The sequence below is a fragment of the Euzebyales bacterium genome (assembly GCA_036374135.1).
In the GTDB taxonomy this organism is placed as follows: Bacteria; Actinomycetota; Nitriliruptoria; order Euzebyales; family JAHELV01; genus JAHELV01.
Map to the genome: position 1 here is coordinate 16,255 of DASUUK010000049.1, position 12,619 is coordinate 28,873.

Here is a 12,619-nt window from a genome sequence, read left to right on the forward strand (position 1 = left end):
CGGCCGGGCGTTCGTGCGGCGTACCCTCTGCTCGATGGCCTCCGTGCTGGTAGTCGAGGACGACCCGCGCATCCGCGCGGCGCTGGTGCGCGAGTTGCGCGAGCGGGGTCATGCCGTCGCACCGTACGCCGCGGGCATGGAGGCGCTTGCAGCAGCGACCGACGACCCGCCCGACGTGGTCGTGCTCGACCTGGGCCTGCCGGACGTCGACGGCGCACGGTGGCTGCGCATGTTCCGCGCCGTCAGCGACGCGCCCGTGGTCGTGGCGAGCGCCCGCGACGACGATCCCGGCATCGTCGCGACGCTGGACGCCGGTGCGGACGACTACCTCGTCAAGCCCTATTCGATCGCGCAGCTCGAGGCGCGGCTGCGGGCGGTGCTGCGACGTGCCGAGGGCGGGGATCCGCAGGAGCCGATGCATGTCGGCGACCTCGTCATCGACGAGGCCGCACGGGAGGTGACACTCGACGGTCGGCCCGTCGAGCTGTCCCGCCTGGAGTTCGATCTGCTGGCGCACCTGGCCCGTCATGCCGGCGAAGTGGTGTCACGGCGGGAGCTGCTCGCCGAGGTGTGGCGCCAACCGTTCGGTGGCGCCGACAAGACCGTCGACGTCCACCTGTCATGGGTCCGACGCAAGCTGGGGGAGTCCGCCGCGGAACCCCGGTACCTGCACACGGTCCGCGGGGTCGGCGTGAAGCTCTCGCCACCGCCGTGAGGCGTCGGCTGGTCGCGGTCACGCTGGCGACGACGTTGACCGTCGCCATCGCCTTCGTGGTGCCGCTGGCGGTGCTGGTGCGGATCCTGGCCACGGACCGGGCGCTGGACGACGCGGATCGAGCCGCGCGCACCCTCATCCCCGTGCTCGTGACAGGCGACCGCGCGGCCGCCGAGGTCGCGCGCGAGCAGGTCGCGGCCACCAGCAGCGCCGATGTGACCATCATCCTGCCCGGCGGCGCGGTGTTGGGGCCACCGGTCGCTGAGACCGACCTCGCCGCCGCACGCCGGGGCAGCGGCGTCGACCGGGCGGCAGCGGACGGATCGCGCATCCGCCTCACCCCGGTCGTCGGTCAGGAGGGAACCAGCGTGATCCAGGTGGTCGTGCCGACCGCGTCGCTGACCGCTGGTGTCGGCACTGCGTGGCTCACGCTCACGGCCGTCGGGCTCGCGCTGGTCGGGATCGCGGTCGTCATCGCTGACCGCCTCGGGAGGCGGGCCGTCGCCCAGGCCTCGGGTGTGGCCGCAGCCGCCCGACGGCTGGCCGCGGGCGAGTCGACGGCCCGGGCGCCCGCGGCCGACCTTCCCGAGCTCGACGCAGCCGCCCGCGCGCTCAACACCCTCGCCGACCGCATCGATGCGCTGGTCGCGGCGGAGCGCGAGGCGGCGGCCGACGTGTCGCACCGACTGCGCACACCGATGACGGCGCTGCGCCTCGACGTCGACGCGCTGCCCGCGTCGGCGGCCACCGAGCGTGTCATCGACGACCTTGCCGCGCTCGATGTCGCGGTGGATCAGGTTATCCGGGCCACGCGGGGCGGCGGCGAGGCGCCGCATGCCTGGACCGACGCGGGCCGGGTCGTCGGCGAGCGATCGGCGTTCTGGTCCGCCCTCGCAGCCGACGAGCAGCGACCGTGGTCGTGCACGCGCCCAGACGAGACCCTGCCGGTCGCGGTCGACGAGGAGCGCCTGGCCGCGGTGCTCGACGCGTTGCTCGGCAATGTGCTGACCCACACCGACCCGCCTGCGGGATGCCGCATCGCGGTGGACCACGTCGATGGCCGCGTGCGCATCCGCATCGACGACGACGGGGCGGGCATCCCGCCCGGAGCGGCCCGACGTGGCCGCAGCGGTGGGGGATCGACCGGGTTGGGCCTCGACATCGCCCGGCGCACCGCCGAGAGCGCCGGTGGATCCCTGCTCGTCGGGCGCGGAGATCACGGCGGTGGCCGCGTGGATCTTCTGCTGCCGTTGTCGGAGTCCGAGGGCTTTACCTCGGCTTGAGCCTCGCTTCGCGCGAGCACAGCACGCGTTCGGTGACCGTGCACCCATCAGGTTCCAAGACGGAAAGAAGGGTGCACCATGCAGACCCGAACCACGTTGCTGGCGGCCGCCGCGTCGGTCGTCGTTCTCGCCACCGCCGGCATCGGCCTGGCCCAGACGAGCACCGACGACACGCCGTCGCCGAGGCCGACCGCGACAGCATCCCCGGCAGGGGACGAGCAGACCGACGCCATGGGCGAGCGTCGGCTGATATCCGCGGGGGAGGCGGGCAGCGTCCGGTACCGGTTCGACGGGGCGCTCGTCGTCACGTCCGTCGATCCGGCGCCCGGGTGGACGGCCGAAACCGAACAGGCCCGGGGGGCGGAGATCGAGGTCGTGTTCACCAACGGCGCCCGTCGCATCGACGTCGAGGTCGAGATCGAGGACGGCGCGCCAAGGGAACGGGTCCGCGAGCGGACCGACGACAGCGACTCACGCGACATCGGTGGCGGCGGGCACGCCGACGACGAGCAACGCGACGACGATGGCGGCGGGCACGCCGACGACGAGCAACGCGACGACGATGGCGGAGATCGGGTCGGGTCTGACGACGATGATCGCAGCGACGACGACCGGTTCATCCGGGGCGATGACGACGATGACCGCCCCGACGATCGAGGCAACGACGATGATCGGTCGGGCCGCGAGCACGACGACGACTGATGCAACCGGATGCTGCTGACCGAACCGCGACGACCACCGATGCCGTGGAGATCCTGACGCCGCCGGCCGCGTCGTCACCGGCACGAGACACCCCGGACGCAGGCTGAGACGTCCGAGTGGCACGGACGGCGGGCAGCGCAGCACGGCGGCCGTGCCGGACGCAACACAGATCGGCCACGTCGCACCGCCCCCGGCGACGTGGCCGATCCGATGCGTCTCCTACCCGTCGACGCGGAGCGGCCAGTCCCGCAGTACCACGATGTCCGTCGCGACAAGGCGGCTGTGCGCGCTTGGTGATGACCGACACGCTCGAAGTGTCGGCTCGACGACAGACCGGCGCGCCCGTGTCGGTCACCATGCCGTATGTCAGATCACACGACACCACGACACGACGCACCCAGGAGCACGGCGATGACCTACTACTACGACGCCAACGCAGGCTACGTCTGGGACATCGGGCAGCCCGGCCTGGCGGACGACGCGATGATGGCCACGGCTGCCGGTGCGGGCGGCAGGCGCCCGGCACGACGCTTCTTCGGCGAGGACGCAGCCGCCCAGCGGCGGATGCGAGGGGAGTGACGCCCCGCACGTTCGCGGCACATCGCTCGCGAGCGTGAGAGGTGGGCGGGACGCGCGCTGGCCGCGGAACGGGCGGGTTCGGCGGTCAGCGCGCGCATCACCGCCCACGCCATGGCACCGTGCGTTGGACGCACGAACTCGTGTCCCGCGGCCGCGCACGCCGTTCATTGCACGTGGACACTGCGCCGCGATGCGGCATCAGCGGATGCCCCGGGGTGGGGTGTCGTCCCGGCGGTCAGAGCGAGAAGTTCAATGTGTCGTTCAGCAGGTTGCGGAGAAACTCGGCCGACGGCGCGTCGCCCTCGATGCTGTCCGCACGCGCGTTGACGATGTCCTCGATCTGGTCCTCGCAGCCCGTGTCGCTCGCCCGCTGACCGATCTCCTCGAACCGTTGCCCGGTGTCCTCCAGCAACTGCTCGTCCTGCGCGATCTCCTCGGCCGTCGCATCCGCGAGCGAGTCGGAGATCTGCTGGAGCTCGGCGATCAACTCGTCGGCCAACTCCTCACACGCCGCCGACCCGGTCGCCGCGGCAGTGTCGGCCGCCTCGGGGTCCTCCGCGCTCGACTCGGTGGCGGCGTCGGTCGCGCAGCCGGCGAGCAGCGCGGCGCCGAGCAGGAGCATGGCGATCGCGAGGCGGTGCAGGTCCCACGCGGGAGTTGACCATCGACGCTTCAGCATCTCATCACCTGTTCTGTCTGGACGCGGTGCGATGAAGAAGCACCGACTTCAGACCGACGCCATTGGCGGTTGTTGCGATTGAATCAGATGCAGCAGAACGATGAAACCATCCGCACGAGGTTGCCGACGCGGCCCGTGAACCTGCTGGTGGTCGCCGGTCTGCGCATCGCCGCCCGCACCTCTCGTCGCTGGTAGAACACAAACGTGCGGCCGCCAACGGTCGTCGCCGACCGGGGAGAGGCGCGATGAGCTGGACGCTGCTACGTCACCTGCCCGACCACGACCGCAGGCGCATCATGCAGGCCACGACGAGGCGGCGGTTCGCACGCGGCGAGGTCGTGTTCCACGAGGGTGACGTCGGCGACGCGCTGCACCTCATCAGCCGTGGCCGCGTCGCGGTGCGCGCGTCGACACCGATGGGCGAGATCGCGACGTTCGCCGTCCTCGGTCCCGGCGACTTCTTCGGCGAGCAGGCACTCGTCAGCGATGGGCAGTCGCGCACGGCCACGATCGTCGCGCTGGAACCCGTGGAGACGCTGGCGGTCGGACGCGCCACGTTCGAGGAGTTGCGTGCGGCGCACCCATCGGTCGAACGCTTCCTGGTCGACGTGCTCGCCGCGCAGGTCCGCCGCTTGAGTGCCCATCTGCTCGAGGCGCTCTTCCTGCCCGCGGAGAAGCGGGTGGCGCGACGGTTGGTCATGCTGGCCGACGAGTACGGCGCGGTCACCCCCGACGCGTCGGCAGCGTCCGCACGTCGCGGGTCCGGCCCGCTCGCCGCCCGGGGTGTCTCCCGACCCGACCCGGTGCTCATCCCGTTGACGCAGGAGCAACTCGCGGCTCTGGCTGGTACGACACGACCGACCGTGAACCGCGCCCTGCGCGAGATGCAGGACGACGGCGCGCTCCGCCTGGGGCGTGGCCGCATCGAGATCCTCGACCTTCGAGCGATCCGCCGGCGCGCGCTCGCGCCCTGATCCACACCGTCCCGGTCGGTGCGACGATGATCCCTGCGCTGCGAACCGCGGGCGTGCGGCGTCGGGCCCCGGCTGCCGAGCGCGTCTGCTGGCACAGCGCTGCGCCTGACGTTCGCGGTGGGCTCGCTCGCCGCCCGCATGTGGCATGCGGTCGGCGGCCGCGGCGTCACGGTGGGTGGACGCACCTCGGGCGGCGAGGCCTTGACGCCATCGCGCCATCGTGTACAACCGGTTCGCGAAGCGTTCGCCAGATGTCGCCGAAGGCTACAAGACACGGACCAGACGTCCGAGTCACTGGCAGTCCCACAGGAGTGCGGGTTGGGAGCGCAGGTGCACGCCTCGACGCTTGACACGCCCCTCACGACAAGCGCAGTGCGCTGCGACGACGTGTGAGCGCAGGTGATGGCCTCGACGAAGATCACCGAGCCGGTCCGTACCGCCCCGCGCGCGGCCAGCTCCGGACCGGGGCCCGAGGTGATGTCCCGGTACCTGTCCAGGGCCGGCCTGCTGGGCGCCGGGGTGTTCTTCGCCTTCTCGCTGTTCCCGTCGCTGCTTCCGCGTGCGGCCCCTGTGCAAGGGATCGTCTCGGGCATCACCGTGATGATCGGCTACGGGCTCGGGGTGGGGGTCCACTGGCTCTGGGACTACCTGGGCCTGCCGCGCACGCGCGGGCAGGCGCGGCAGATCACGGATGTGACCGTCATCGTCGTCGTGGGCTTCGTCATGGTGTCGGCGACCTGGCAGCACGTGGGGTGGCAGAACGCGGTCCGGTCCCTGTTCGGCATGGATCCGGTCGGACCGACCGGGTGGCCGACCGTGCTGGTGGTGACGATCCTGGTCGCCGCGATGATCCTCGTCGTCGCACGATCGATGCGGGTGCTGTTCCACATCATCGTTGGCCGACTCGGCCGGCGACTCCCGCGGCGCCTTTCGCTCATGCTCGGTGCCGCACTGCTGACCGTGCTGCTCCTGACGCTGTGGAGCGGCGTCCTGGTCAACGGCTTCTTCACCGCCGCGAACTGGTTCTTCGCGCCGAGGGACGCCGCGACCGATGACGGCATCGTGCAGCCGACGTCAGCCAACCGGTCGGGCAGCCCGGCATCGCTCGTGCCGTGGGACAGCCTCGGACGCAAGGGACGCACGTTCGTCGCGACGGGTCCGACGATCGAGGATCTCGACGACTTCAACGGCGGGGGCGCGATCGAACCGATCCGCGTCTATGCGGGCCTCGAGTCGGCGGACACGCTGCGTGCCCGGGCCGACCTGGTGCTCGAAGAGTTGAAGCGCACCAACGCCTTCGAGCGTGACGTTCTTGTCGTGGCCACGACCACGGGCACCGGGTTCCTCGATGCGAACGGCGTGGACCCGGTCGAGTACATCCACAACGGCGACACGGCCATCGTCGGTGTCCAGTACTCGTACCTGCCGAGCTGGATCTCCCTGCTGGCCGACCAGGAGGTCGTTCGGGAGGATTCCCGGGTCGTCTTTGACACGATCCATGGCTACTGGTCAACGCTGCCGGAGGCATCCCGCCCCGACATCTATCTGTACGGGCTGTCGCTGGGGGCCTACGGCGCCGAGGCGGTGCTGACCTCGATCGGCATCGTAAACGAACCGATCGACGGTGCGCTGCTGACAGGGCCGCCGTTCGTCAACGAGCTCCGCAACCGACTCGTGGCCGAGCGCGACCCGGGCTCGCCGCCCTGGCTGCCGGTCTACCGGCGCGGACGCACGGTGCGCTTCATGGCCGAGGACGCCGGCATCGCAGGGTCAGGCACGCCGTGGGGTGACACGCGCATCCTGTACCTCCAGCACGCGTCGGACCCGGTCGTGTTCTTCTCTCCGCACCTCGCCTACTCGCCGCCGGAGTGGCTGATGGACGGACAGCGCGGTCCGGACGTGGCAGACGACTTCGTCTGGGTGCCGATCGTCACGATGTGGCAGGTGCTGCTCGACCTGCCGGCGGCCGGCGGCGTGCCGGACGGCTTCGGGCACATGTACTCACCGGAGGCGAACGCGGAAGGCTGGGCGGCCGTGACCGACGCGGACTGGTGGTCGGACATCGACACCGAGGCGCTCGCCGACGCGCTGCAGGACGGCGCGTGAGCCGGCTCGGATCGTCCGACCGCGCGCCGAGACCCGGCGAGGGCGTGACATGGTTGGCGGGCTGGACCCGTCGCTCGCTCTGCGGCCGGGCCGCTCGCGCTCGCGTCCGTCGACGAGATGCTCAGGCAATGACGTCCCACGACAGTACGGGCACACCGCCCGACCTCGCGCCGGCGGCGGACCAGTCGACCACCCGGCCGACGACGCCGCCGACTTCAACGGGGCGTGGAGCAACCACCCGTACTTCGACAGCGGCGTCGCGATCGGCAGTGACGCGGACGGCACCGACGGCTGGTCGGTCGCCTCGGACACGACGACCGTGGCCGACGGCGGTCACACGGTGTCGGCGGTGGCCACGGACCGCGCCGGGCAGACCGGCAGCGATGCCATCACCGTCACCGTGGACAACCAGCCCGATGCCGCGGCGACCCACGTGGGTGATCTCGGCAGCGCGGCGACGACGCCCATCAGACGCGAGTGGGGGCGCCACCGTGCAGATCGAAGTCCACGACGACGCCCCCGTGAGGCGGCGAGGCTGATCACGTCGGCGGCAGTGGGTCGTAGGATGCGATCCACGGCCGCCGACCCGAGCGGGTGCCATGGCTCATCTCCGCTGTGACTTCTTCTCCGACGCACTCAGCCTGTCGACGTCGATGACGGTGCTGCTCCCACAGCCGACGACGTCCCAGGTCGGCATGGAGGGGGCCGCCGTCGATGGTGACCCGCCCGTCCTGTACCTGCTGCACGGGCTGTCGGACGACGACACCACGTGGCTCCGCCGCACGTCGATCGAGCGGTACGTCGCGGCGTTGGGCCTCGCGGTCGTCATGCCGCAGGTGCATCGCAGCTTCTACCTCGACGGCGTGCACACGGGCAGCTACTGGACGTTCATCTCTGACGAGCTCCCCGAGATCGTCCACCGGTTCTTCCGCGTCTCCGAACGCCGCGAAGACACGTTCGTGGCGGGTCTGTCCATGGGCGGGTACGGGGCGTTCCGGCTGGCGCTGCACCAGCCCGAACGGTTCGCTGCCGCAGCGAGCCTGTCCGGCGCGCTCGATCTGGCGTCGCTTCAGGGACTGTCCGAGCGCGAGCGGTTGATGGCCGCAGTGTTCGGCGAGCGGACGGTCGCAGACACCGACGACGACCTGATCGACGTGGTCGCCCGGGTCGACCCGGACGCGCTGCCCGCGCTCTACGTCGCGTGCGGCACCGAGGACCACCTGTACGAGCACAACCGCGCGTTCGTCGCGGCTGCTGCGCGCAACCGTGTGGCGTGCACGTACACGTTCGGGCCCGGCGAGCACGCGTGGGACTACTGGGACGCGACCATCTGTGACGTGCTGGACTGGCTGCCCCTGCAGCGGTCCGCGGTCCCGGCCTGAGGGCGGCGCTCCATCGTCGTTTGGGACGTGGGCAGCGGCACCCACCGCCGGACGTTCGCGCCTCGTCGGAGCAGAACACGACAGGGTCCGCGGTGCGTCGGACCGTGCAGCGGACGTGTCGAAACACGGAACAGTGTCCGAGAGTCCTCGACAGCCGCCGCGTCGTCGGCTAGAACGCGCGGTGAGGTGAGCTGATGACGCATGCGCCACACCCTCCCACCCCGCGGGTGACGCGGCGGCGGGTGCTCGCGTGGATGGGCGGCGCGGCGGCCGTGGCGTTACGCCCGATGCAGGCGATCGCGGCGACCACCAGGCGGTACCGCGTGATCTGCAAGGAGTCGTGGGGTGCCCGACCGCGGACCGGGTCGTTCCATTACCACCGCATCGAGCGCATCACGGTCCATCACAGCGCGGTCACGTTCTGGGACAACCGCAAGGCGCCCGCACGGTTTCGCTCGCATCAGCGCGCGCATCAGGAGCGAGGCTGGCCCGACATCGCCTACCACCTGCTGATCGACCGCCGCGGTCACGTCTACCGCGGCCGACCGTTGTGGGCGCGCGGCGACACCGCGACGAACTACAACCCGCACCGCCACCTGCTCGTCATGTGTGAGGGCAACTTCGACGAGCAGGCGCCGACCAGGGACCAGCTCAGGGCGCTGGTCGACGTGTTGGCCTGGGCGTGCGAGCGCTACGACCTGTCCGTGTGGCGCATCCATGGGCACCGTCGGTACGCCAGCACCGCCTGCCCCGGTCGGAACCTGTCGCGCCTGCTCACCGATGGCACCATCCGCCGCAGGGTCCGCCGCCGCATCAACGAGGGTGGCACCTCGCTGGTCAAGATCTGCGGCGACGCCGGCGACGCGCTGGTCGCACGCATCGTCAGTGGCGAGGTGTGACGCCCGACCGACGTGGGGGCCGTCGAGCGCGCGATCCGCTTCCGCCGCCATCGACGACGCCGCCAAGGGGGTATCGACTGTGCCGGGCGCCTTCGGTGGCGCGCCGTCGTGCGGCGAGCAGGGCGTCCGCGGTCGTCTGCTTCGCCGATGTCCGGCTGTTATCGTTGCTGGCTGTGACGAGTTGTGCGCTGGCGCGTCTGCTCCACGGGGGATCGCGCCGCCTGACGGGACCGGGACGCCGTGGTCGTGACACGTAGCGCAGCTTCGTGGCTGCTCGCCGCGCTGCTCATCGCGGGCTGCACGCCTGCCGGAACAGTGACCAGCGCCGGTGCGCCGCCGACGCCGACCCCGCACCCGTCGGTCAGCGAAGCCGTGGACGACGATCCGACGGACGCCGCGTCGGCAGCAGCCACCACCAGCTCAGAACCGGCCGTGGCGACGGACGCCTCGGAGACACCGACCGAAGCAGGGTCAGAGGACGGGTCCCGCGTCGCCGCCGAGGATGACGCGGATGAGCGTGGATCCGACGGTGCGAACGCGCAGTCGGGACAGCGCAAGCCGAAGGGTCCGCGACTGGTGGCCACGCGGCCCGACGATCGGGGGCCTGCGGTCGAACGTCTGCAACGGCGGCTCGCCAGGTTCGGCTTCGCGCCGGGCGCGATCGACGGTGCCTACGGCCCCCGGACCGGCTCAGCGGTCGAGGCGTTCCAGATGCTGGCCGGGCTGAAGCAGACCGGTCGTGCCGACGCGAAGACCGTCGCCGCACTCGCCGACTACGAATCGGACATGCAGGTGCTGCGTGCCGGCGACACCGGCCGGGCGGTCAAGCGGTTGCAGCGTCGGCTCGCCAAGGGGCCGCTGGACCCAGGGCCGGCCGACGGCGCGTACGGAGGCAAGACGGTTGAGGCCATCTGGGCACTCGAGAAGCTCGCCGGTGTGCCGGTCGACGGTGACTGGGGGCCGCTCGACGAGCACGCCCTCGGCCGGCTCGAAGCGGGCAAGATCGGCCGTCCCAAGCGTAGGCACGACAAGCGCTGGGTCGAGTTCGACCTCTCGCAGCAGGTGATGAAGGTCTACAACCCGGGTTCATCGACGCCGATGTTGATCAGCCACGGCTCCAGCGGCAGCGGCATCCCTTGGCAGAACGAGGAACACAGCGGCAACTCGATCACTCCGCCGGGCGCCTTCGTCATCAGCCGCCGCATCGACGGGTGGCGCGAGTCGAGCCTGGACATCGGGCGGCTCTACAACCCGCTGTACTTCAACGGCGGCATCGCGTTCCACGGGGCGCTGTCGGTCCCGCTCTACCCCGCCAGCCACGGGTGCGTCCGGCTGCCGATGCACATCGCCGAGTACCTGCCGGGCAAGCTGCCGAACGGCACGCCGGTCCACGTCCTGCGGTAGCCGGCTACCGACTCGGTTGCTGCATGCGGGCGCTCCCGTGCCTTCCGGTGCGGCAGGTGCGCTGCGGCGGACCCAGCGATGCCGTCAGCTTTCCCTGCGGAGCGGTCGCCGTGCACATGATCTCGTGATCGCCGAGGCTGCAGCTCTCGGCGGTCGTATGCAGGTAGAAGATCGATGGCCAGCGCGGCGGCTCGACGCCGGAAGCCGGCGATCCCGCAGCCGCGTCCCCGGTCATCGTCTGCGGTGCCCGGATGACACGCCGACGCCCCGAGGCCGTCAAATCGCCGCGTGACCGGAAGCGGTGGGTGCCGCTCGGGTCAGGCTTGGCGTCCCGTTCCCGGCAGGTGACCGACCGCTCCGCCGGCCTCCAGATCCTTGACGAACGTGGGGCGCAGCTCGATCGGCTGTTCCGGGCGGCGGGCGCGGCGCGCCCGCAGGTTCAGTGCCTCGACCAGCACCGAGAAGCCCATGGCGAAGTAGACGTAGCCCTTGGGGATGTGGAACTCGAGGCCTTCGGCGACCAGGGTCGTCCCGATCAGCAGCAGGAACGCGAGCGCCAACATCTTGACTGTCGGGTGTCGGTTGACGAACTCGCTGACCACTCTGGCCGACACGAGCATGATCCCGACGGCGATGATGACCGCGATGATCATCACGGCGATCTCGTCGGCCATGCCGACGGCGGTGATGACCGAGTCGAGGCTGAACACGAGGTCGAGCAGCACGATCTGTGTGATCACGCTGTTGAACGACGTGGTGGCGCCGGCTGTGTCGCCGTGCGCCTCTTCGCCCTCGAGCTTCTCGTGGATCTCGAAGGTCGACTTGCCTATCAGGAACAGGCCCCCGCCGAACAGGATGAGGCTACGGCCGGAGAACTCGCGGCCGAAGACCTCGAAGAGCGGCTCTGTGAGGCCGATCACCCACGAGATGCTGAGCAGCAACAGGATGCGCATGACCATCGCCAGCACGAGGCCGGTCGTGCGGGCGCGGTCCTGCTGGTCGGCGGGCAGCTTGCCCGCCAGGATCGAGATGAAGACGATGTTGTCGATGCCCAGCACGATCTCGAGCGCTGTCAACGTGAGCAGCGCGATCCATGCGTTCGGGTCGGAGAGCCAGTCCATAGGCGCCGCATGCTAGACGATGGGACGCCTCGCAACGTCGCCCCGAGACTCGGCTGCCGGTCGCGGGCCGCCGTCCACCACCGTGTCGGCACGTGGACGGCGTAGCAACGACGTGATCTCGACCGCGCGCAGCAGGGACAGGTCCGACGCCCAGGCGATGGCGGCCGGTCTCGTGCGTTCGCAGGTTCGGTGTCGTTGTCAGCGGGTGTCCCGGTGTGCCACGTACTGTCCGATGGCCTGTCCTGTTGCGAGACCGAACAGTGCAGCCATGATGATCCCAGAGAAGCCGGGATCGTCGACGACGAAGGCCGAGACCAACGAGGCCACCAGCGCCCACGACGAACAGGATCGCCTGCCACCGCAGCCGACCCCACCGGCAGCGTGTCGGACTGCTCGACCAGTTCGTGCTGACCCAACGCCACCACAGCACAGTGACGACGGTCATGAGGCCCGCGCCGGCGGCCATGCCGAGGCCGAACCCGCGCAGCCGCCGGCGGCGATGAACCCACCGAGCGCACCGGCCGACGTTCCTTGACCGCGACCTGACACAGTCAGCGGCTGCAGGCGCTGCGGGTTGCCGCCCGGGCAGAAAAGGTCGCCAATGCGACCTAGACTGCGCCGTGTTGCGGACGAGACATGCGGCAGCCGGACGTCGATCGCGCTCGCCATGCCGGGTGTGCTACAGTCTCGCGGCAGGGTCGGATCAGCAAAACCGCAGGTCAGAGGCCCAAGACCAGCGCCCTTAGCTCAGTGGATTAGAGCATCTGACTACGGA

Annotated in this window: 12 protein-coding genes; 10 read left to right on the plus strand and 2 right to left on the minus strand. The window is 70.6% G+C overall.

Annotated features, from left to right (window positions below; all coding sequences use genetic code 11):
* The first annotated feature begins 43 nt into the window (after nt 1-43).
* The 4 genes from VFZ70_08615 to VFZ70_08630 all read left to right on the plus strand — a co-directional run bounded on the left by VFZ70_08615 (nt 44) and on the right by VFZ70_08630 (nt 3,279).
* On the plus strand, nt 44-715 hold the full coding sequence (locus VFZ70_08615) for a response regulator transcription factor (GenBank protein ID HEX6255862.1): 672 nt from the start codon (nt 44-46) through the stop codon (nt 713-715).
* Nucleotides 712-1,998: a HAMP domain-containing sensor histidine kinase gene (locus tag VFZ70_08620; GenBank protein HEX6255863.1), complete on the plus strand. Its 1,287-nt coding sequence runs from the start codon at nt 712-714 to the stop codon at nt 1,996-1,998. Before VFZ70_08615 ends, VFZ70_08620 begins: the two co-directional genes overlap by 4 nt.
* Before the next feature lie 78 nt (nt 1,999-2,076).
* Nucleotides 2,077-2,700: a hypothetical protein gene (locus tag VFZ70_08625; GenBank protein ID HEX6255864.1), complete on the plus strand. Its 624-nt coding sequence runs from the start codon at nt 2,077-2,079 to the stop codon at nt 2,698-2,700.
* A 411-nt stretch (nt 2,701-3,111) separates the two neighbouring features.
* Nucleotides 3,112-3,279: a hypothetical protein gene (locus VFZ70_08630; GenBank protein HEX6255865.1), complete on the plus strand. Its 168-nt coding sequence runs from the start codon at nt 3,112-3,114 to the stop codon at nt 3,277-3,279.
* Between the two features lie 235 nt (nt 3,280-3,514).
* Here the strand turns inward: VFZ70_08630 and VFZ70_08635 are convergent, their stop codons facing one another.
* Complete coding sequence (locus tag VFZ70_08635; protein HEX6255866.1) at nt 3,515-3,958, minus strand: hypothetical protein; 444 nt, start codon at nt 3,956-3,958, stop codon at nt 3,515-3,517.
* Nucleotides 3,959-4,203: 245 nt separating this feature from the next.
* On the opposite strand from VFZ70_08635, the gene VFZ70_08640 reads away from it, so the two are divergent.
* The 6 genes from VFZ70_08640 to VFZ70_08665 all read left to right on the plus strand — a co-directional run bounded on the left by VFZ70_08640 (nt 4,204) and on the right by VFZ70_08665 (nt 10,723).
* Complete coding sequence (locus VFZ70_08640) at nt 4,204-4,932, plus strand: Crp/Fnr family transcriptional regulator (protein ID HEX6255867.1); 729 nt, start codon at nt 4,204-4,206, stop codon at nt 4,930-4,932.
* A gap of 402 nt (nt 4,933-5,334) precedes the next feature.
* The gene (locus VFZ70_08645; protein ID HEX6255868.1) at nt 5,335-7,038 is read left to right on the plus strand and encodes an alpha/beta-hydrolase family protein; all 1,704 of its coding nucleotides are present in this window, start codon (nt 5,335-5,337) and stop codon (nt 7,036-7,038) included.
* Nucleotides 7,039-7,087: 49 nt separating this feature from the next.
* Nucleotides 7,088-7,657: a hypothetical protein gene (locus tag VFZ70_08650; protein ID HEX6255869.1), complete on the plus strand. Its 570-nt coding sequence runs from the start codon at nt 7,088-7,090 to the stop codon at nt 7,655-7,657.
* A complete protein-coding gene (locus tag VFZ70_08655; GenBank protein HEX6255870.1) occupies nt 7,638-8,420 on the plus strand; it encodes an alpha/beta hydrolase family protein in 783 nt (260 codons plus the stop codon). Before VFZ70_08650 ends, VFZ70_08655 begins: the two co-directional genes overlap by 20 nt.
* 194 nt (nt 8,421-8,614) lie before the next feature.
* Nucleotides 8,615-9,319 carry a peptidoglycan recognition family protein gene (locus tag VFZ70_08660; protein ID HEX6255871.1) on the plus strand — a complete coding sequence of 235 codons (705 nt, stop codon included), beginning with the start codon at nt 8,615-8,617 and terminating at the stop codon, nt 9,317-9,319.
* A gap of 246 nt (nt 9,320-9,565) precedes the next feature.
* Nucleotides 9,566-10,723, plus strand: coding sequence for a L,D-transpeptidase family protein (locus tag VFZ70_08665; protein HEX6255872.1), 1,158 nt, complete (start codon nt 9,566-9,568; stop codon nt 10,721-10,723).
* A 317-nt stretch (nt 10,724-11,040) separates the two neighbouring features.
* Here VFZ70_08665 and VFZ70_08670 read toward each other — a convergent pair whose 3' ends face one another.
* Nucleotides 11,041-11,844, minus strand: a complete 804-nt coding sequence (locus tag VFZ70_08670) for a TerC family protein (protein HEX6255873.1) — start codon at nt 11,842-11,844, stop codon at nt 11,041-11,043.
* Between the last annotated feature and the right edge of the window lie 775 nt (nt 11,845-12,619).

Bases quoted from the DNA above. Each gene is read 5' to 3' on its own strand.
- VFZ70_08630 (HEX6255865.1), top strand. From the start codon at position 3,112: ATGACCTACTACTACGACGCCAACGCAGGCTACGTCTGGGACATCGGG.
- VFZ70_08655 (HEX6255870.1), top strand. From the start codon at position 7,638: ATGGCTCATCTCCGCTGTGACTTCTTCTCCGACGCACTCAGCCTGTCG.
- VFZ70_08640 (HEX6255867.1), top strand. From the start codon at position 4,204: ATGAGCTGGACGCTGCTACGTCACCTGCCCGACCACGACCGCAGGCGC.
- VFZ70_08650 (HEX6255869.1), top strand. From the start codon at position 7,088: ATGGTTGGCGGGCTGGACCCGTCGCTCGCTCTGCGGCCGGGCCGCTCG.
- VFZ70_08635 (HEX6255866.1), bottom strand. From the start codon at position 3,958: ATGCTGAAGCGTCGATGGTCAACTCCCGCGTGGGACCTGCACCGCCTC.
- VFZ70_08645 (HEX6255868.1), top strand. From the start codon at position 5,335: ATGGCCTCGACGAAGATCACCGAGCCGGTCCGTACCGCCCCGCGCGCG.
- VFZ70_08660 (HEX6255871.1), top strand. From the start codon at position 8,615: ATGACGCATGCGCCACACCCTCCCACCCCGCGGGTGACGCGGCGGCGG.
- VFZ70_08625 (HEX6255864.1), top strand. From the start codon at position 2,077: ATGCAGACCCGAACCACGTTGCTGGCGGCCGCCGCGTCGGTCGTCGTT.
- VFZ70_08670 (HEX6255873.1), bottom strand. From the start codon at position 11,844: ATGGACTGGCTCTCCGACCCGAACGCATGGATCGCGCTGCTCACGTTG.